Source organism: Pleomorphomonas diazotrophica, assembly GCF_002844595.1.
GTDB classification, from domain to species: Bacteria; Pseudomonadota; Alphaproteobacteria; order Rhizobiales; family Pleomorphomonadaceae; genus Pleomorphomonas; species Pleomorphomonas diazotrophica.
Genome location: NZ_PJNW01000010.1, coordinates 26,151 through 44,906, shown reverse-complemented (window position 1 = coordinate 44,906; position 18,756 = coordinate 26,151). Strand labels below are relative to the sequence as shown.

21 protein-coding genes are annotated in these 18,756 nt (G+C 65.5%); 8 read left to right on the top strand and 13 right to left on the bottom strand.

Going from position 1 to position 18,756, the window contains the following annotated elements:
• Window positions 1-462: 462 nt before the first annotated feature.
• Window positions 463-2,088 carry a methyl-accepting chemotaxis protein gene (locus tag CXZ10_RS13425; RefSeq protein WP_210199930.1) on the bottom strand — a complete coding sequence of 542 codons (1,626 nt, stop codon included), beginning with the start codon at window positions 2,086-2,088 and terminating at the stop codon, window positions 463-465.
• A 648-nt stretch (window positions 2,089-2,736) separates the two neighbouring features.
• Between CXZ10_RS13425 and CXZ10_RS13420 the strand changes: the two genes are divergently transcribed.
• Window positions 2,737-4,791 carry a putative bifunctional diguanylate cyclase/phosphodiesterase gene (locus CXZ10_RS13420; protein WP_210199929.1) on the top strand — a complete coding sequence of 685 codons (2,055 nt, stop codon included), beginning with the start codon at window positions 2,737-2,739 and terminating at the stop codon, window positions 4,789-4,791.
• Between the two features lie 110 nt (window positions 4,792-4,901).
• Here the strand turns inward: CXZ10_RS13420 and CXZ10_RS13415 are convergent, their stop codons facing one another.
• From CXZ10_RS13415 to rpsU, 3 genes are all read right to left on the bottom strand, one after another.
• Window positions 4,902-5,657, bottom strand: coding sequence for a hypothetical protein (locus CXZ10_RS13415; RefSeq protein WP_101289856.1), 756 nt, complete (start codon window positions 5,655-5,657; stop codon window positions 4,902-4,904).
• 251 nt (window positions 5,658-5,908) lie between these two features.
• Window positions 5,909-6,430, bottom strand: coding sequence for a DUF6653 family protein (locus CXZ10_RS13410; protein ID WP_180335987.1), 522 nt, complete (start codon window positions 6,428-6,430; stop codon window positions 5,909-5,911).
• A gap of 70 nt (window positions 6,431-6,500) precedes the next feature.
• Window positions 6,501-6,779: a 30S ribosomal protein S21 gene (gene rpsU / locus CXZ10_RS13405; RefSeq protein WP_101289855.1), complete on the bottom strand. Its 279-nt coding sequence runs from the start codon at window positions 6,777-6,779 to the stop codon at window positions 6,501-6,503.
• A gap of 490 nt (window positions 6,780-7,269) precedes the next feature.
• Here rpsU and CXZ10_RS13400 point away from each other — a divergent pair, with 490 nt between their 5' ends.
• Both CXZ10_RS13400 and CXZ10_RS13395 read left to right on the top strand, forming a co-directional pair.
• Window positions 7,270-7,575, top strand: a complete 306-nt coding sequence (locus tag CXZ10_RS13400; RefSeq protein WP_101289854.1) for a hypothetical protein — start codon at window positions 7,270-7,272, stop codon at window positions 7,573-7,575.
• A gap of 169 nt (window positions 7,576-7,744) precedes the next feature.
• The gene (locus tag CXZ10_RS13395; RefSeq protein ID WP_101289853.1) at window positions 7,745-8,380 is read left to right on the top strand and encodes a LysE family translocator; all 636 of its coding nucleotides are present in this window, start codon (window positions 7,745-7,747) and stop codon (window positions 8,378-8,380) included.
• Between the two features lie 19 nt (window positions 8,381-8,399).
• On the opposite strand, the gene CXZ10_RS13390 is transcribed toward CXZ10_RS13395, so the two are convergent.
• The 3 genes from CXZ10_RS13390 to CXZ10_RS13380 are packed head-to-tail and all read right to left on the bottom strand — an operon-like array spanning window position 8,400 to window position 10,005.
• Window positions 8,400-9,107, bottom strand: a complete 708-nt coding sequence (locus CXZ10_RS13390) for a GIN domain-containing protein (protein ID WP_101289852.1) — start codon at window positions 9,105-9,107, stop codon at window positions 8,400-8,402.
• Window positions 9,104-9,682 (bottom strand): DUF1700 domain-containing protein, encoded by a 579-nt coding sequence (locus CXZ10_RS13385; protein WP_101289851.1) that lies wholly within the window; start codon window positions 9,680-9,682, stop codon window positions 9,104-9,106. Before CXZ10_RS13385 ends, CXZ10_RS13390 begins: the two co-directional genes overlap by 4 nt.
• The gene (locus tag CXZ10_RS13380; RefSeq protein ID WP_101289850.1) at window positions 9,679-10,005 is read right to left on the bottom strand and encodes a PadR family transcriptional regulator; all 327 of its coding nucleotides are present in this window, start codon (window positions 10,003-10,005) and stop codon (window positions 9,679-9,681) included. The genes CXZ10_RS13385 and CXZ10_RS13380 overlap by 4 nt, the downstream gene beginning before the upstream one ends.
• Before the next feature lie 520 nt (window positions 10,006-10,525).
• On the opposite strand from CXZ10_RS13380, the gene catB reads away from it, so the two are divergent.
• Window positions 10,526-11,155 carry a type B chloramphenicol O-acetyltransferase gene (gene catB / locus CXZ10_RS13375; protein ID WP_101289849.1) on the top strand — a complete coding sequence of 210 codons (630 nt, stop codon included), beginning with the start codon at window positions 10,526-10,528 and terminating at the stop codon, window positions 11,153-11,155.
• 75 nt (window positions 11,156-11,230) lie between these two features.
• Here catB and CXZ10_RS13370 read toward each other — a convergent pair whose 3' ends face one another.
• From CXZ10_RS13370 to CXZ10_RS13360, 3 genes are all read right to left on the bottom strand, one after another.
• Window positions 11,231-11,761: a YccF domain-containing protein gene (locus CXZ10_RS13370; protein WP_101289848.1), complete on the bottom strand. Its 531-nt coding sequence runs from the start codon at window positions 11,759-11,761 to the stop codon at window positions 11,231-11,233.
• A gap of 147 nt (window positions 11,762-11,908) precedes the next feature.
• Entirely contained in the window at window positions 11,909-12,391 is a 483-nt protein-coding gene (locus CXZ10_RS13365) for a YccF domain-containing protein (protein WP_244617233.1), read from the bottom strand.
• Window positions 12,392-12,538: 147 nt separating this feature from the next.
• A complete protein-coding gene (locus CXZ10_RS13360; protein ID WP_101289847.1) occupies window positions 12,539-13,273 on the bottom strand; it encodes a class I SAM-dependent methyltransferase in 735 nt (244 codons plus the stop codon).
• Between the two features lie 641 nt (window positions 13,274-13,914).
• On the opposite strand from CXZ10_RS13360, the gene CXZ10_RS13350 reads away from it, so the two are divergent.
• Together CXZ10_RS13350 and CXZ10_RS13345 are read left to right on the top strand one after the other, a co-directional pair.
• Window positions 13,915-14,154, top strand: a complete 240-nt coding sequence (locus CXZ10_RS13350; protein WP_101289845.1) for a type II toxin-antitoxin system Phd/YefM family antitoxin — start codon at window positions 13,915-13,917, stop codon at window positions 14,152-14,154.
• On the top strand, window positions 14,154-14,585 hold the full coding sequence (locus tag CXZ10_RS13345) for a PIN domain-containing protein (protein ID WP_101289844.1): 432 nt from the start codon (window positions 14,154-14,156) through the stop codon (window positions 14,583-14,585). The genes CXZ10_RS13350 and CXZ10_RS13345 overlap by 1 nt, the downstream gene beginning before the upstream one ends.
• A gap of 11 nt (window positions 14,586-14,596) precedes the next feature.
• Here CXZ10_RS13345 and CXZ10_RS13340 read toward each other — a convergent pair whose 3' ends face one another.
• Genes CXZ10_RS13340 through CXZ10_RS13330 form a run of 3 tightly spaced genes read right to left on the bottom strand, consistent with a single transcriptional unit; the run spans window position 14,597 to window position 16,156 of the window.
• A complete protein-coding gene (locus CXZ10_RS13340; RefSeq protein WP_101289843.1) occupies window positions 14,597-14,785 on the bottom strand; it encodes a hypothetical protein in 189 nt (62 codons plus the stop codon).
• Window positions 14,786-14,813: 28 nt separating this feature from the next.
• Window positions 14,814-15,101, bottom strand: a complete 288-nt coding sequence (locus tag CXZ10_RS13335) for a helix-turn-helix domain-containing protein (protein WP_101289842.1) — start codon at window positions 15,099-15,101, stop codon at window positions 14,814-14,816.
• 2 nt (window positions 15,102-15,103) lie between these two features.
• On the bottom strand, window positions 15,104-16,156 hold the full coding sequence (locus CXZ10_RS13330; protein ID WP_210199928.1) for a LacI family DNA-binding transcriptional regulator: 1,053 nt from the start codon (window positions 16,154-16,156) through the stop codon (window positions 15,104-15,106).
• A 313-nt stretch (window positions 16,157-16,469) separates the two neighbouring features.
• Between CXZ10_RS13330 and CXZ10_RS13325 the strand changes: the two genes are divergently transcribed.
• A complete protein-coding gene (locus CXZ10_RS13325) occupies window positions 16,470-17,753 on the top strand; it encodes an extracellular solute-binding protein (RefSeq protein ID WP_210199927.1) in 1,284 nt (427 codons plus the stop codon).
• A 75-nt stretch (window positions 17,754-17,828) separates the two neighbouring features.
• A complete protein-coding gene (locus tag CXZ10_RS13320) occupies window positions 17,829-18,755 on the top strand; it encodes a carbohydrate ABC transporter permease (protein WP_210199926.1) in 927 nt (308 codons plus the stop codon).
• Window position 18,756 lies beyond the last annotated feature (1 nt).

Genomic DNA, 18,756 nt, shown 5'->3' with positions numbered 1-18,756 from the left:
TGCACGGTGTACCTCGGGCAGAATGAAACGAGCGGCCCATATCACGCTCAAAAAGCCGTGTCAGCCTGATCCGCCGCGCTCCGCTGTCCTGAGGTCCCCTCAGCGCAGATGTGTGCATGCCGTAGAGCCAAAGCGGGCACCGGTCTGGCATCCGTAGTTGCGAGGACGCCGGCAACTGGGTCCTCTTCAGCGACGCGGCATTGGTCCACCAGCCACGAAAAACCCCGCTAGTGGAGCGAATTTGACATTTGAGTCCCGCTCGACATAAGGCTCCAGCTCAAATGTCAAATTCAAAAGCTCCACTAGAAACAAAAACTTGCTAGTGGTTCTTTTGATTCCGACATTTGCTCCGAGGTTAGTATCAAGCGGAGGCAAATGTCGGAATCGAACCACTAGCGGCGGGGTTCCTCATAACCGGGCGGCTGGGGTGGCGGGGCCGTCCGGCTAGATCTCCTGTTCGTCTCAGGCGGCGTTGAGGCTCTTCACGAAGTCGGCGACTTCCTGTTGCAGCGAGCCCGACTGCTCGTTCAGCCGTTCGGACAGCGTCATCAGCTGCGTCGAGGCGGCGCCCGTCAGTTCGGCGGCGGTGCTGACGCCGGTGATGTTGGAGGTGACGTCGGTGGTGCCGGTCGCCGCCCGCTGGGTGTTGCGGGCGATCTCGGCCGAGGCGGCGCCCTGTTCCTCCACCGCGCCGGCAATGGCTGCCGACGATTCCTGGATGTTGCCGACCGTCCTGACGATGCGCGAGATGGCCTCCACCGTATGGCCGGTGGCGGCCTGGATCTCGGTGATCTTGCTGCCGATCTCGCTGGTGGCCTTGGCGGTCTGGTCGGCGAGTTGCTTCACCTCGGCCGCGACCACCGCGAAGCCCTTGCCCGCTTCGCCGGCACGGGCGGCTTCAATGGTGGCGTTCAGCGCCAGGAGATTGGTCTGGGCGGCGATGGTGCTGATCAGCGTCACCACCTCGCCGATCTCCTGGGCCGCCTGCGACAGCGTCTGGACGTTCTGCGAGCTGGTCTCCGCCTCCTTGGCCGCCTCGCGGGCGATGACGGAGGAGTGGCTGATCTCCTTGGAAATTTCCTGGATCGAGGCAGACAGCTCCTCGGTGCCGGCGGCCACCGTCTGCACGTTGGTCGCCGCCTCCTCGGCTGCGCCGGTCACCGCCTGCGCCTGGCGGGCGGTCTCCTCGGCGGTGGCCGACAGGCTGCGGGCGGCGTCGGCCACCTCCATCGACGAAGAGCCAAAGCCGGAAGCCAGTTCCTGCATGCGGCTGACGAAGCGTTCCGCCATCTCGGACCGCTTGCGCATGGCGGCGTCCTCGGCGGCCTTGGCCGCCTCCTGCGCCTTGCGGGCGGCCTGGGCGTCGATCAGGCTGAGGCGGAAGGATTCGAGCCCGCCGGCGATCTCGCCCACCTCGTCCTTGCGGCCGAGGCCGTCGATGCCGATGTCATAGCGGCCACCCTGCATCAGGTGCATGGCGTCGACGATGCGACCGATCGGCCGCGTCACGCCGCGGGTCAGCAGGAAGATGGCGAGGGCGATGACGGCTGCCACCGTCAGGACGATGAAGCCGAGGGTCATCCACACCGCCCGCCAGGACGCCGCGGTGTTGGCGTCGCTGATCGCCTGGGTCTCGCCGATGAGGGTGGTGTTGATGGCGACCGACGTCTTCTGCACGGCGGCGACGGCCGGGTGGCATTCGGCGGTCAGCAGACCGAGCGCCTTGGCGTTGGCAGCGTCATCCGTCGATTGGGACAGCTTGACCACCTCGCCGCAGGCGCCGGTCATGAGCGCCTTGACCGAGGACATGATGCCCTCCAGCTCGGCCTTCTTCTCCGGCGCGGCCGCGATGGCAAGGCCCATGTTCTTTTCGATGTCGTCGAGGGCGGCGGTGCGGGCTGTGGCGGCGGCGCGGTTGTCCTCCTCGCTGGTCGCGGCGGCGTTCCAGTAGAGGCTGGTGGCGAGGTCGGACACCGCCCGGTTGGACCGGGAGAAGTAGAGGCTGGCCGCCGAACGCCCGGTGAGAAGCTGTCCGTAGGCATCGTCGATGGCGACCATCTGATAGCCTGCATAGCCGCCGCCGGCCAAGGCGCCGATCCCGAGAAGTACCAGTAGCCCCGAAACTTTTGCCAATATTGACAAATTTGCGTAAGACAAAATACCGCCCTCCACAGTTCAGGCTGCACTTTTTGGTGGTAGCCCGGTCTGGATGACAAATTTTGGGAAAGTGCCGTTAACAAGGGACTAAGATGAGAGATAAATTTTCTGCGAGTTTTACCTATGTTACGCAATTGGTCTAATGTCATTTCGGGAATAATCCAAGTTCATCAAGATGAACTCGCCGGCTCACCCATGCGTTTCGGCATCGCCGATGCCGTTGATTGGCTTGGCACAATTGCCTTCACGGGCGCTCCAATCCCGCGCGATGCGCGGTTTTGTCCCGTTTCTCCGATGTATTCGGCTGCGGGCGTTCTGGCGGTGAACCGACGCTTGTTGCGGCGCTGCGCGCCCTGACCGGGTGAATGGGCCATTCTACTTTTACTGAAGAAGATGCGCCGCGCTACCGCCATGGTAAAAACTGGCAATACTTGTCGAATCAGAAAATTTGGAATCCTTTCAGAGGAAAATCAAAGGCGTACACGGATCGTATGGGGGCTGCCTACAATCGAATAACACCTTCAGGCGCGGGGGCGGTCTGACATGAGGCAAGCAGAGGACCGTGACCCAGACCGCCTGATGCGAGCGATTCTCAGTCGTGCGCCGGTCGGCATCGCCGTGATCGACTATGACGGCCACTACATCTCCGTCAATCCGGCCTATGCCGAGATCTACGGCTATGCCGACGAGGAGATGATCGGCCGCAACTTCATGATGATCTTTCCCGGCGAGAGCCAGGCGGCGGTGATGATCCGCCACCAGGATTTCCTCAATGCCGGCGCGCCTTTCAGCGGCGAGTGGAACGTGGTGCGGCGCGATGGCGAGCGCCGCGTCGTCTGGGCCAGCTCGGTGTCGTTCCCCTCGGGCAACGGCCGGCCCTACCGGCTGGTCTACGTCCTGGACATCACCGACCAGAAGAAGGCGCAGGAGCAGGAGCGCATCGCCGCCACCGTCTACCAGACGACGTCGGAGGCCATCATGGTCATCGACGCCAATCAGCGAATCATCGCCGTCAACCCGGCCTTCACGCGGCTCACCGGCTGGACCTTCGCCGAGGTGGAAGGCCGCAATCCCCGCATGTTCCGGTCCGAGCGGCACGACGAGGCCTTCTATGCCGAGATCGCCCGGGTGGTGGAGGCGGAGGGCGTGTGGGCTGGCGAGCTCTGGGACCAGCGCAAGTCGGGCGAGCATTATCTCAGGGAAACCACCGTCACCGTCGTCAAGGACGCCCTCGGGCAGGTCAAGAACTACGTCGTGGTGTTCTCGGACATCACCGCCCGCAAGTCGGCCGAGGACATCATCCGCTGGCAGGCCAACTATGATTCCGTCACCGGCCTGCCCAACCGGCATATGTTCGGCGACCGGCTGGCCCAGGGGGCGAGGCAGGCGGCCGAGAGCGGCAAGACCATGGCGCTGCTGCTCATCGACCTCGACCGCTTCAAGGAGGTCAACGACACGCTCGGCCATTCGGCGGGCGATCGGCTGCTCGCCAAGATATCGGCGCGCCTCAGGGAAAGCGAGCGGCCGGGCGACACCATCGCCCGCATCGGCGGCGACGAGTTCGCGCTGATCCTCACCGACGTCGCCGACGCTTCCGAGGTGGAGGCGATCGCGCGGGGGGTGCTCGGTCACTTCGAGACGCCGGTGAAGATCGACTACGAACTGGTGTTCATCACCGCCAGCGTCGGCATCTCGCTCTATCCCGGCGACACGCAGTCGCTGGAGGAGCTGTTCCGCAACGCCGACCAGGCGCTCTATGCCGCCAAGGGCTTCGGCCGCAACTGCCTGCATTTCTTCACGCCGGTGCTGCAGAGGGCGGCCAACACCCGCATGCGCCTCGCCACCGATCTCAGGCAGGCGCTGGCCGAGCAGCAGTTCGTCGTCCACTACCAGCCGGTGATCGACCTCAAGACCGGGCGGATCGTCAAGGCGGAGGCGCTGTTGCGCTGGAACCACCCGACGCGCGGCCTCGTCAGCCCCGGCACCTTCGTGCCGCTGGCCGAGGAGGCCGGGCTGATCGTGCCGGTGGACGACTGGGTGGCGCGGCAGGCCATCGCCGAGGTGGCGCGCTGCCGGCGCCTCGGGGTGGCCGACTTCCAGATCGCCGTCAACCAGTCGCCGGCCCAGTTCCGCAGCGCCGCCTTCGACGGCATCGGCTGGGTGCAGGAACTGTCGCGGCAGGGGCTCGACGGTTCGGCCATCTGCATCGAGATCACCGAGGGCCTGCTGCTCAACGCCGAGCCCTTGGTGCTCGCCAACCTCATCGCCTTCCGCGATGCCGGCATCGAGATCGCCATCGACGATTTCGGCACCGGCTACTCCTCGCTCGCCTATCTCAGGAAGTTCGACATCGACACGCTGAAGATCGACCGGTCCTTCGTCGCCAATCTCGAAGGCGCCGGCCTCGACATCTGCGAGGCGATCATCGTCATGGCCCACCGCCTCGGCCTCACGGTGGTGGCCGAGGGGGTGGAAACCGAGCGGCAGCGCAACGTGCTGAAGTCCATCGGCTGCGACTACGCGCAGGGCTATCTGTTCTCGCAGGCGGTGTCGGCCGAAGCCTTCGAGGCGATGCTCGTCGAGCAGATGGGCGGGGCGAGCGCCGATGAACGCTGGAAGGAGTCGGCCGAGTAGCTAAGCTCCGGCAAACACGGAAGCCGGTTTGCCGGAGCTGCTCCATCTCTTGCTTTGTCGCAATTTCGGACGGAAGACCGGTTCCCACTTTTCGTGAAGTTGCTCGGCCGTCACCAGACGAGATCGACCGCCGTGTCGACCGCCCGCCTCGTGCCGGTGACGACGGCGCCGGAGACGTGCTCGACCTTGTCGAACAGCGACCTGCCGCCATTGATGGCATAGCCGATGGGGCCGCGTGGCGCCGTCGGAACGGGCTCCTCCACCGCTTCGAGCAGCGGCAGCGGCGGGACCGGGCCGGGCGGGATGTCCGAGACGATCGGAACGCCCGGGTCCAGGGGCGCCGCGGCGCCGACCTCGGGAGCCGGCACGAAGACCGGCTGATCCATGACGACCACCGTCGGGTTCGCCACCATCGGAGCCACGACCGTCTGGCCGGCCACCAGCGGGTCGCGCGTTTCGCAGGAGGGCAGGCAGCTGTCGAAGTGGGCGACCTCGGCCGGCGCGGTCTCGCGCGCCCGGAAGGTTCTGGTGGTGGGTGTTGCGGCCTTCGCGACGGCGGGCTTGGGCGCCTTCAGCGCCGGCTTCTCGGGCGGCAGCATCACCGCCGGCGGCGCGTCGAGCGTGAGCGGCACCTCAAGCGTGGCGGTGGTCAGCGGCGTGCCGCCGATGGTGGCGGTGCCCGTCGCTTCGACCGGCCGCGACAGCTCGGCGAGGCGGGGCGTCATGACGCCGAGACGCGGGGCGGCGTGCTGGCTGCCGATGACGAACACCGCGCCGGCGCAGGCAGCGCCGACGCCGATGCCCAGCGCCCACTGCCAGAAGATCACCGTGGAGGCGGAAGACCGCAACCGACCGCTGCCGACCATGTCATTTCCCCGGAAAACCGCGAGTGGCTAAAGCATATCTGGCGAACTCAGGTTCGCCCGCATGCTCAGTCTCTTTGTTTCCACGCAACTCCGGACGCAAAACCGGTTCCCACTTTTGCTGGAGTTGCTCAGTCTCTTTGTTTCCACGCAACTCCGGACGCAAAACCGGTTTCCACTTTTGCTGGAGTTGCTTAGTGGTGGCACTGGTTTATGGCGTTTTCTTTCGGCGAGTTTGGCGAAATTGCGGCATTCTACGAAGTTATGTTGCCATCGGCCTTGCCGGTTGCAGGCGGCACGTTGCCGCCAGCGGTGTCGTGATGCACCCAGACCATGCGATCGACGAGCCAAAGCTTGCCGAGCATGGCGACGGCGAGGCCGGCGAGCGTCAGCGTGAGGTCGAGGAGGGCGAGGCCGGCAAGAAGGGCGATCGCGCCGAGGGTGCTGAGCGCGGTCAAGGCCCTGACGACCGGCCGATGATGGGCGAGGGCCGGGTCGTCGTGCCGGGTGAGCCAGACGCGCTCGCCGAGCACGCCGCGCGACATCCAGTTGTCGGTGGAGTGGGGCGGCGGGAACAGGCGCGGGTTCAGCCAGGCCCAGACGAGCACGGCGGAGAGCGGCGCCAGCGCCCACCAGCCGATCCACAGCCGGCTCCAGGCGGCAAGCGCCAGGAGCGGCAGGATGGTGAGGCGCGACCAGCCGCTCCAGGGATTGGCATGGCGTGCCCAGGTGGCGTCGTCCATGCCCATGATCGCCGCGATGGCCTTGAAGCTCATGTCCTCATTCCCGGAAGGGTGCGGGAGGCGAGCTTGCCGCGATGGGCCGCCCAGCGAGGGCGGCTCCGGATCAGGCCTCGGAAGAGGTCACCGGCATGGCGGCCGGACGCGGGCGAGCCGGACGTTCCTTGGCCTTCGGCATCGGCAGGAGGCCTTCGCGCTGGGCTTTCTTGCGGGCGAGCTTGCGGGCGCGCCGGACGGCGTCGGCGGCTTCGCGCTTGCGCTTCTCCGACGGCTTCTCATAGGCGCTGTGCGCCTTCAGTTCGCGGAGAATGCCTTCGCGCTGCATCTTCTTCTTGAGGACGCGAAGCGCCTGATCGATGTTGTTGTCTCGAACGAGAACCTGCACGGATTATCCGATCCTTTGAGAGAGCTGGGCGCCACCCGTGAGGGAGGCGATCGACTGGTTCCGTCCCCTATTACCGGCGGGTTGCCGGCACGGCAAGGAGCAATTCCGGAACAGATGGAGGGCTCCCGGTGCGGGCCCCCGATCAACGTCACATCGTTCTTATATGATATTTCAATCCAAAACGCCACCTCTTGAAAATAAATCTGGTCTTTGCCTTGTCTTTATTTGGGCCGGAGAGCATATTCTGAAAATCTTCAAATGCCGGAAATCGGTTTTTTCGGCGCCTTGTGCCAAGCTTTTTCTGAAATTTACGACAGTAGAAGTCGCTTGAATGGCCGGAGAACCGACCATTCGCCTGAGCTTGCGTCGAAATCACTGCCGACATATTCGCGCTGATGGTCCATGAGGCGCCGGCTGAGGCGGGGCGCGCACGAGAGTTCTCGAGGGATCATCGACGTCGGATCCGCCATTCGCCAAGGAGGCAATCCCCATGACCACCGCCGACATGCTTCTCCGCGCCAGCCCGCCCGTGAAGCGCAGCCCTGCGCCCGCCGCCTTCAAGGTCGGCGACAGGGTGTTCCTGAGGCCCAGCTTCCAATATGCCTCGGCCGCCGGCGTCTACCGCGTGACCGCCGTTCTGCCCTGGTCGGAGGGTCAGTTGCATTACCGCATCCACAGCGACGAGGAGCGCCACGAGCGGGTGGCGCCGCAGGACAGCCTTGAGCCGGCCACCGCCTCGTCTCCTCCCGTCGTCAACAGGGTGGCGCTGATCCGCAAGACCTTCGGGCGGGCCTAGCATTCGCCCGAAAAGTTGCAGACTTTCCGGACAAGCGGATGCGCCAGGGAACCTCATTCGTCCGCCGAAGCCACTGACACTTCCGTGTCAGGGGCATCTATAGAGCTAGCCGGAACAACTTGCGACTCGGTGGCAACAAGCTGCTGGGCAATGGGGACGGCGGCGGCTCATGAGTTACGGCGAAAACCTCTGGCTTTATTTCCTCCTCCTGGCCGGCATCATCGTGGTGCCGGGCATGGACATGATGTTCGTGCTCGCCAATGCGCTGACGCGCGGCCGGGCCGCCGGCATCGCCGCGACGCTGGGCCTGATGGTGGGCGGCATCTGTCACACGCTGTTCGGCACCGTGGCGGTGGCCGGTCTCAGCCGGCTGATCCCCACCGTTTCCAGCGTCATGCTGATCGCCGGCTCGGCCTACATGATGTGGATCGGCCTGACGCTCGCCAGAAGCTCCATCGTCGTCGACAGCGTCGACGGCGGCCTCGCGAAGTCGTCGCGCACGGTGTTCGGGCAGGGCATCGTCACCTGCCTTCTGAACCCCAAGGCCTGGCTGTTCATCCTCGCCGTCTTCCCGCAGTTCATGTCGCCGGTCTACGGCCCCTTGTGGCCGCAGGCGGTGGCGATGGGGGCGATGACCGTTGCCACCCAGTTCGTCGTCTACGGCGGTCTGGCGCTGGCGGCGGCGCGCGGCCGCGATGCACTCGTCACCAACCCCGGCCTGACCGTCTGGGTGGGGCGGGCAGCCGGGCTGCTGCTGATGGGCGTGGCCGCCTATACGCTGCTGCGCGGCCTCGCCCAGTTGTGAACTCTACTCTGGCAGCGGGTCATTCCACCTGGGTGATGCGGCCGCTGCCCATGATTTCCGACCGCCTGAGCACCGGCCGGCCGGCGAGCTCGACATTGCCGCTGCCGGAGATCGACACGTCGGCCTCTCCTTGCGCATTCACCTCGGCGTCGCCGCTGCCACGGATGGTGATCTCCGCCGACTTGGCCGTCAGGCCCTTGAGGTGCGCCGAGCCCGATCCCATGATATTCACCGAGACGACGCCGGCGGCGCCGGTGGCGGCGATGTCGGCGCTGCCCATGATGCTGAGCGTCAGTTGAGGTTGCTTGATGTCCGTCAGCATCAGGTCGCCGCTGCCAAGCATTTTCCATTCGGCGATCGCCGGCCCCGACACGGCGACCTCGAAAGACGATGCGCGCCAGCCGGGGTCGCAGTCGAGCGTCAGCCGGCGGCCATCCATCCGCACGTGTTCGATAAGCGCCGGATCACCACGGACGATCGCTTCCGCCTTGTCGCCGGGCCGGTAGCTGACCGAGGCCGGCAGGTTGATCTGCAGGCTGTCGCCGGGGGTGAACGGCAGGGTGACTTCGCTTCTGGTGGAGGTGGCCCCGCCGCAGGCCGAGGGCAGGGCGCCCCACAGCTTCCGGGCGCCGGCCAGACCGTGGCCGGACAGCCCGATGCCCGCCACCAGGAGGGCGAGCCCGCCGGCGAGGCCGGCGGTGGCGACGGTTGCCAGTTTTCCCATCATGATCCAAGTCCTCCGAGGGTGTCGCGGTCGGCGAGGCGGAAGTGCAGGCGGGCGTAACGGCCGAGCAGGTGGACGCCCGTGCCGAGGCCCATGAGCAACAAGGCGCCGCCGCCGATGACGCAGCTCAGGAGCCCCGCGCCGATCAGAAGGCGCGCCAGCGTTCCGGTCATCGCCGGGTCGCCGAAGGGCAGGGGACCGGCGCCGAGCAGGGTGTTGACGCCGATCACCGCGACGACGGCCAGCGCGCCGGCAAGGCCGACCGCGATGATGAGCGTCACGAGCAAGAGGGGCAGCAGCAGCACGATGTCGAGAAGCGCAAGGCCCGCCAGCGCCGCAGCGGCGCCCGCGAGGTTCGTGAGGCTCCACTTGGCCTCGAGGCGCCTGAGGCCGGCCTCGGCGCGCAGTTCGCGGGCAATCCTCGACGGATCGCCCAGGGCGGCGGCCACATCCTCCTCGCTGCGTCCCTCTGCGTCGGCGAAGTGGGCGGCGTAGTCGGCGAGGATGTCGTCGACCTCCGCGGGCGGCAGGCCGGCCAGTTCCACTCTCAACATGTGCAGGAAGGCGTCCCTGGTCATGGCAGGTCCTCAAGCAGTGTGTCGACGGCGCCGGCAAAGCTCCGCCAGTCGCGACGATGAGCCTCGAACACCGACTGGCCCAGCGGCGTGAGCCGGTAGTATTTGCGCGGCGGTCCGTTGCTCGACTCGACGATGCGGGTGGCGACGAGGCCGTCGTTCTGCATGCGCCGCATCAGCGGGTAGATGGTGCCTTCGCCCATGCCGACGGCGGCGACCAGCCGGCTGGCGATCTCGTAGCCGTAGCTTTCCCCGCGCGACAGCACGGCGAGAACGCACAGGTCGAGCGCGCCTTTTCTGAGCTGGACCAGGATGGAGTCGGCCATGGGCACCTCTGTTTCGAGGGATGAGATATAACAAGCTACCTGTTTATGCAAGGTAGCAATTGTGCAGGGGGTGGTCGCGAGGCGGCTGACGCGATGGGCGAGTGATGTTTTGAAAGGATGTGAAGATTTGGAATGGCGGCGTCATCGACGCCAAAGTCCAGATAGCAAAAAGGCCGGGACGAACCCGACCTTCTCTCCAACGCCTCCATGATCAGTGCCAGTACATCCGTGGTCAAGGATCAGAAGCGTCAGTGGTGTGTGTACACGCACAGCATGACAGATAGGTGACGAGTTCGGATATTCAAGGGGTGAGGTCGCCTTTGCGCGGAAACAGGCCTGGACGCTGCCGCCGGCATTGCCCTATCTTCATCGCCGCCCAACGAGTGAGGATTTGCGTGAAGGCCACCCGACGAACCCTCTGAATCTCCCCGAGCCGCGCATCGGCATCGGGGCTTGAGCGCGAAGCCCTCCGGCTCTCGCGCCGACAGCACATGCCCAAACGCATTCAGAGATCGTCATCATGGACAACTATTTCGACAGCCCCTTTCGGGGCGTGACCCTCGACACGCAGGTCACCAATCCCAACATCGTCGTCGGCCGCTACAGCTATTATTCCGGCTATTACCACGGCCACAGCTTCGACGATTGCGCCCGCTACCTGATGCCGGACGAGGGCGTCGACCGGCTGATCATCGGCAGCTTCTGCTCGATCGGCTCCGGCGCCGCCTTCATCATGGCCGGCAACCAGGGCCACAGGCACGACTGGATCAGCAGCTTTCCCTTCTACTGGATGCCGGAGGTGCCGGCCTTCGCCGGGGCGGAGAACGGCTATCGTCCCTCGGGCGACACGGTGATCGGCAATGACGTGTGGATCGGCTCGGAGGCGATCGTCATGCCCGGCGTCAAGGTGGGAGATGGCGCGTTGATCGGCACCCGCGCCCTCGTCACCCGCGACGTCGATCCCTACACAATCGTCGGCGGCAATCCGGCACGGCCGATCCGCAAACGCTTCGACGACCGGCAGATCGCGCAGCTCATGGAAATGAGGTGGTGGGAGTGGGACGACGACGCGCTCCACGGCGCCATGCCGCTTCTGACAAGCGGCGACGTTGAAGGGCTCCATCGCTATTGGCTGGTCCTCAGCCGATAGACCGGCGGCACCGCCTGTCCCGCCCCGGCGGGGCGGGCCCTTTGTCGCGCTCGGCGCGAACCGCCCGCCCGTGCTTCAGTTTGCCGCCGCGGGGGGAAGGTCGCGGGGCGGTCCGATGCGATCGCTTTGGCTCGACTGGAGCAGGCGGGTACGGGCGAAGCGCTCGACCGCCGCCTGCTGCCGGGGGACGGTGGCCAGATCGGTGCTGATGACGCGCTGCCCCACCGGCCAGAGCGACAGGCCGGCCAGCCTGAAGCATTGGCGGCCCAGGGGGATGGCCCGCACCGTCAGGCAGCAGAGGACGCCGAGCACCAGATAGGCTGCGCAAAGCACGAGGCCGAAGGTCAGCAGCCACGCCACGTTGAGGGCGGGGCCGATCAGCCGGGCGGCGGTGGTCGTTGGCGCCGGATCCTGCCCGCCGAGCTCGCGGATATGCACGGCCTCACGGCCGAAGGGCAAAATGCTGAGCCCGGCCATCTCGATGGCAGCCTTGGCCAGCGGCTGCCCGCCGACGATGAGATGAGCGACGGCCGCACCGAGCAGCCAGATCATCGCCGTCCAGCTCCCGCCCAGCGCGAACCACACGAACCTGCCCGTGAAATGCACGAACCCACTCCGACACAAGGGCTATTTGACGGAGGCAGGATACATTTCCGAAGTTGTCTGGCAAGAGAGTGGAAACGTCAGGGTGGTGGTTGTTGCGATAAAGCTTAAGATTGGATCGCCTCCAATACGCATCTAGGCGAACACCCTTCAGTGGGTGCGGTAGCGGGCGAATGTCGCCTCGGCGGCGTGGGTGCGGGCGATGTCGGCCAGCTCGATGCTGACCACGCGCCGGCCGACCGGCCACAGCGAGATGCCGGCCAGCTTGAAGCATTGCAGGCCGAAGGGAATGCCGATGATCGTCAGGCAGTAGACGACGCCGAGCACGAGATAGGAAAGGCAGAGCGCGAGGCCGAAGGTCAGGAGCCACAGCACGTTGAAGACGAAGCCGACGGTGCCGGTGACCGCGGTGACCGGCGTCAGGCCCTTGCCGTCGAGCTCGCGGACGTGGACCACGTCCTTGCCGAAGGGAAAGGCGCTGAGCTTGGCCATCTCGATCGCCGCCCGCGTCAGCGGCAGCCCGACGATGGACAGCGCGAAGACCGCCGCGCCCAGGAGCCACAACAGCGCCGTGAAGGCGCCCCCGAACACGAACCAGATGGCATTGCCGGCAAAGCGCATGATGGACCCCATGGGGTAGGCGGAAGATCCCGCTGGGGCGACAGATGGGGATGATCAGGAAAAACGACAATCAGGAGCTGCCCCAGCTTGCGGCAAGGGCGGCTCGGTCTTTGCAAAGGCGCAGCTCCGGACGCAAAACCGGAACTGCTTCGGTGCCGGTTACGGCCTGTGCACCGCGACCAGCAGCATCATCGGCCGCTCCACCTCCTCCTCCGAGAGGTCGGGAGAGCGGCGGACCTCCTCCGGCGTCGGGCCGAACTCCTTGAGACGGCGGAGCGTGAAGCCCTCTTCGATCAGGGTGTTGAGGGTGGTGGCCATGGTGCGGTGGTACTTCAGCACGTCTTTCACGAACCACTCGGTGCGGCGCTCTCCCTCGATCGAGTAGCTGTTGACGGGCCAGGACTTGCGGCCGTCCTCCTCGGTGATCCAGCGCGGCTGTGCCGGCGCCATGTAGATCGGGTGCTCGGTGGTGAACACCAGGTCGCCGCCAGGCACCAGCGCGTCGTGGATGGTGCGCATCAGGCGCCTGATATCCTTGACGTAGTGGAAGGCGAGCGAGCTATAGACCAGATCGAAGGCCGCCTCGGGCAGCTCCAGCGTTTCGAGATCGGCGATGCGATAGTCGATGGCCGGATCGGCGGTGTCATGCCGGGCGCGGGCGATCATCTTCTCGGAAAGATCGAAGCCCGCCACCGAGGCCGCGCCTTGCTCGCGCATCCAGCGCGAGGCCCAGCCGAAGCCGCAGCCGAGATCGGCCACCCGCTTGCCCTGGATCGGCGGCAGCATGGCGCGCACCGTCGGCCACTCGGTGGCGCCGTCGAGGCCGATCACCTGCCGGGGATACTGGGTGTAGCCGGAAAAGAACTCGGGGTTGTCGTAGATGTTCTGTGCCATGGTCATTTCCTTGAATAGGACAGGACGAGGCACGGTCCAACGCCAAAAACCTCGTCCGTGAGGGCGAGGCCAGGGTTTGGCGATCCGCTGGTTCAGCTTGCGTGGTCGACACCCCGGCACCCCACCGTGGAGATGCCGGCCAAGCGGGAGACAATGTGGGTGTCCGGTTCGACCATGCGCGATTGTTTGACGAGGTCGGGGGCAAAGTCAAGGAGAGGGGAGGGGCGGCATGTCGCCTCAACTATCAAGATGTCCCCTCTCTCGAAGGCAGAGGGTCTCGGGCAGGATGAGGCGAGGGGGAAGTATCTGCACCGCCGAGCGTTCCGCGCTATCCAGCTCTCTCCCCTCTCCATCAAGCTGTCATTCTCTGCGAAGGCAGAGAACCTCAGGCAGGATGGAGCGAGGGGGAGATATAGGGCGCCTCTTTGCGGTCATGGAAGCGCGATATCGGCCGATTGCCCCTTTCGGCCTGAGGTCCTGCGCCTGCGCGCAGGATGACAGAATTATATATATGGAACAGACGGATAGCGTGTCTCCTTCTAAGGCGCGCGCCCAGAAGCCCGTTCACGCAGGCTAGCCCATCCTTGATCGCCACTCCCCGCCATCCTATAATGACTACTGTAGTCACGAAAGGTCTTGGAATGCGCGAAATCCAGTTGAGAGACGCGAAGGCGAGCCTGTCGGCCGTTGTCGATCAGGCCGTCGCGGGCGAGCCCTCGGTCATCACCCGGCACGGCCGGAAGGAAGCTGTCGTCCTGTCGTTCGAGGATTACCAGCGCCTGTCGTCGGTGCCGTCCTTCGGCCGCCTGCTGGCCTCCTCGGGCCTCGTCTCCGGCGATCTCGACCGCGACGAAACGCCTCCAAGGGATTTCGGCGGCTGATGTATCTCGTCGACACCAATGTTCTGTCGGACCTCGCGGCGCCTGTTCCCCGTCCGGCCCTGGTCGACTGGCTCGACCGTCACTCGGCGGACCTCTACGTCTCCGCCATCACGGCGACAGAGGTGGTGGCGGGCATCGCCAAGCTCCGCCGCATGGGCTCGACCGCCAAGGCCGATCGTCTCGCAGACTGGTGGGGCGCGGTGGAACACCTCTACGGCGCTCGCATCCTCCCCTTCGGCCTGCCGGAAGCGCGAAAGGCCGGAGAGTTCACCGACCTCGCCCGCGCCGCAGGCCAAGCTCCCGGCTTCGCCGACACCGCCATTGCCGCCACGGCGGCGGCGAACGGGTTGGTCGTGCTTACGCGGAACACGAAGCACTTCGCTGTGTTTCCGGTGAGGGGGATCGATCCGTTTGTGGAGCTGCCGGAGTAGGGGGGGCGTCGTCAGGGGCGCGCTGGCGGATGGCGGCTGCGCCGCATCTTCTCGGCGAGCTCTGGAAAAACCTCGGCGAACGGCTTGGCGTCAGCCAGTTGTTCGTCCGTCGCCTCGGGGCTGTCGGAGATCGCGTCCCAGTCGGCCTTGCTATAGCCGCGTCCGGGTTGGAACTCCGCCTTCTTGCTCTTGTCCGTCATGGCTGCAGCCTCCGTCCCCACCATTCCGTCAGGCGGCGTCTCGCACTTTTACGTCGACGGTATGGCCGGCCGCAGCCACCATGTTGACGAGGCTGTCGAGCCCGAACAGGCTGATCTTGCCTCGCAGAAGGTCGGAAAGGCGCGGCTGGGTTACGCCCAGATGCTTGGCTGCTTCCGCCCGCGTCCAGCCCTTCGCCTTGATGATTTTCTTCAGCGCGATCATCAGGTCCGAGCGCATTTTCCGGTCGAGAGCTTCGGCGGGCGTGTCGCTGATGGCATCCCAAACGGAGGCGTAGCGTTCGCTGATCGTTTCCATCCCTACCTCCCAACGCCCACCTTCACCGCCTCTTCCTTCTTCCTCTTCGCCTTCAGCGCCGTCGTCGATTCCCGAACGATCAGCTGGGTCGGCAGGACGATCTGTTCCGACGGGGCGTCGAGGCCGGCGACGAGGGCTAGGAGGAGGTTGACGGAGGCGCGGGCCATCTGCTGGAGGGGCTGGCGGATGGTGGTGAGCTGGGGGTGGAGTTGCGAGGCGATGGGGATGTCGTCGAAGCCGACGACGGAGATGTCACCGGGCACGCTGAGGCCGGCCTCGCGGATGGCGGCGATGGCGCCATAGGCGGAAATGTCGTTGGCGGCGAAGATGGCGGTGGGCCGGTCGGCCAGCGCCAACAGCTTCTGCGCCGCCTCGAAGCCGCCCTTGCGCGAGAAGTCGCCGTCCACCTCGAGGTCGGGGTCGTAGGGCAGGCGGGCCTGGGCGAGAATGTCGTGATAGGCGCGGCGGCGGTCGCGCGCCGAGGTCAGCCGGTCGTGGCCGGAGATGAAGGCGATGCGGCGGTGGCCGAGCTCGATGAGGTGCTGCAGCGCCGAGAGGCCGCCCTGGTAGTTGTCGGCGGTGACCGAGGGAAACACCGACTCGGTGCCCTGCTCGATGGTCACCACGGGGATGTGGGCGGTGGCCATGGATTCCAGATAGTCGGACTCGTAGGGCAGGATGACGATGACGCCGTCGACGATCTGGCGGAGAAGGTCGAGGATGGAGCCCGGCGGCCGGCGGTCGCGCACCGGCAGCGAATAGACCAGCATCTCGTAATCGGCGGCGCGCGCCACCGCGCCCATGCCGAGAAGCAGGTCGGAGGTGAAGGGCGTGTGCAGCTCGGCCACCACGGCGATGATGCGCGTGCGGGCGCCCGTCAGCTTCTGGGCGGCGCGGTTGACGACATAGCCCATCTCGTCGGCGATGCGCAGGATGTCCTCGCGCTTTTCGGGCGAGACGCCGGGGCGGTTGTTGATCGCCCGCGAGGCCGTCATCAGGGAGACACCGGCAACCTTGGCGACCTCGGCTAACGTTGGATACTGTCGCTTCATCATTTGGTCGAATGGTTTCCGGGGCTACAAACTGTTTGTCCGATGCCCCGCGGGCTGTCAACTGCGCCGGCGGCTCTCCAGCGTTGAAAATACGCGGAAAACCGCCTGATGCGGGTGGTGCGCGACGAGATTCACAGCCCCAGCAAGAGCTTCCACAGCTCATCCGTCAACGCTCCACTGGTAGAGTTGACGCTACAGAACGTTAGCGCTAACGTTCGGCCGTCACCCGTTGCCAGAGCATCGGCCGAAAAGTGGATTTCGGTTTTCGGGGGACCGATGCGGCTTTCTGGCTCAACGTGATCCTTGGGAGGAGAAGGTGTCTAAATTCGTTTCCAAACTTTCGGCGCTCGCTTGCGGCGCCGCCATGGTCGCTATCGCTCCGTTCGCGGCGCATTCGGCCGACAAGGTCATCACCGTGTGGGACCTTCAGACCACCGACGGCGCGGTCAAGGTCATTCGTGACGCTGCCGACCGCTTCGAGAAGGCCAACCCGGGCTACAAGGTCGAGGATACCCACATCCTCAACGATGCCTACAAGACCAAGATCAAGATCGCCTTCGGCGCCAACGAGCCGCCCTGCGTGTTCAGCTCCTGGGGCGGTGGTCCGTTCCGCGAGTATGTCGCCGCCAACCAGGTGGTCGATCTGACGCCGTATCTCGACAAGGATCCGGCCTTCAAGGACCGCTTCGCGCCGGCCAGCTTCGGCGCCGTCACGGTCGACGGCAAGATCTACGGCCTGCCGGCCGAGAACACCGCCATCGCCGTCGTCTTCTACAACAAGGAGATGTTCGAGAAGCTCAACCTGACGCCGCCGAAGACCTGGGACGAACTGCTCCAGGTGATCGACGTCCTCAAGAAGAACGACATCGCTCCCTTCGCGCTCGCCAACAAGAACAAGTGGACGGGCTCGATGTACTACGGCTACCTCGTCGACCGCATCGGCGGCCCCGAGGCCTTCGCCAACGCCGCCCAGCGCAAGGATGGCGGCTCGTTCGCCGATCCGGTGTTCGTCGAGGCCGGCAAGCGCCTGCAGGAGCTGGTCAACCTCGGCGCCTTCCAGAAGGGCTACAACGGCCTCGACTATGACGTCGGCGGTTCGCGTCGCCTTCTCTATACCGAAAAGGCCGCCATGGAGCTGATGGGCACCTGGGAAGCGTCGACCATCGGCAACGAGAACCCGGAGTTCGCCAAGAAGCTCGGCTTCTTCCCGTTCCCGTCGGTTCCCGGCGGCAAGGGTGACCCGTCCGACCTCCTGGGCACGCTCGGCGACAACTTCGTCTCCGTCACCAATGCCTGCCCCGAGAAGGACAAGGCCGTCGAACTCGTCAAGTTCCTGACCGACGACATCGCCGCCGCCGGCCGCGTGGCCGACTCGCGCCTGCCGCCGATCAAGAACCTCAAGGTCGACAACCCCTTCCTGCAGGACGTGTCCAAGCTGGTCAGCGAAGCCAAGAGCGTGCAGCTCTGGTGGGACCAGGAGCTGCCGCCGAAGCTCGGCGAGTTGCACAAGGACACCTCGCAGGCGCTGTTCGGCCTCTCCAAGACGCCCGAGCAGGTGGCCGAGGAATTCGAGGCCGCCGCCAAGGCAGAGCTGAAGTAACCTCCTCCTGAGAACAGCCCCGCCGACGGTTCGCCGCCGGCGGGGCACTACTAGTTTTGGATCGGGAGGATGACCTTGACCGATATTGTGACGCGCCCCGCCGAAGGCGGAGCGGGAGGGGCGGCCCTGTCGCTCAGGACACTGGCGCCGGCCATCTTCCTGGCCCCGGCCATTTTGATGCTGGCCGTCTATCTGCTTTATCCGCTTGTCGACAGCTTCCGCCTGTCGCTCCTGGACTGGAACGGCCTCGGCTCGGACGCCCGCTTCGTCGGGCTCGACAACTGGAAGAAGCTCGCTTCCGACACGCTGTTCTGGGAAGCCGCCTGGAACAACATCCTGCTCGCCGTCTTCTCGGTGCTGGTGCAGATGCCGATCGCCCTCGTCCTCGCGGTGGTGCTCGACAATGCCGGCCGCGGCTCGCGCATCCTCAAGATCCTCTATTTCCTGCCGCTTCTGATGTCGTCGGTCGCCCTCGGCGTCCTGTTCAAATACTTCTACGACGTCACCTTCGGTCCGCTCAACGCCATCCTCGACTTCGTCGGCCTCGGCTATCTCGCCCAGGACTGGCTCGGCGACACGCGCTTGGCGCTCGGTGCGGTCATCGCCGTCGTCTGCTGGCAGTACATCCCCTTCTACATGGTGCTGTTCATGGCCGGTCTCGCCTCCTTCCCGGCCGAGATCTCGGAGGCCGCCAAGCTCGACGGTGCCTCGGAGACCACCATCTTCTGGAAGATGAAGCTGCCGCACCTCAAGGGCACGATCCGCACCGCCGTGGTGCTCTCCGTCATCGGCGCGCTGCGCTACTTCGACCTCATCTACGTGATGACCGGCGGCGGGCCCGAGGGCGCCTCGGAACTGATGGCCACCTACATGTATCGCAACGTCTTTTCCTCCTTCCAGCTGGGCTATGGCAGCACGGTGGCCTCGGGCATGTTCATCATCGTGATACTCATAGCCTCGGTGCTGCTGCGCTTCTCCAAGCGCTACGAGACGGAGGTCTGAC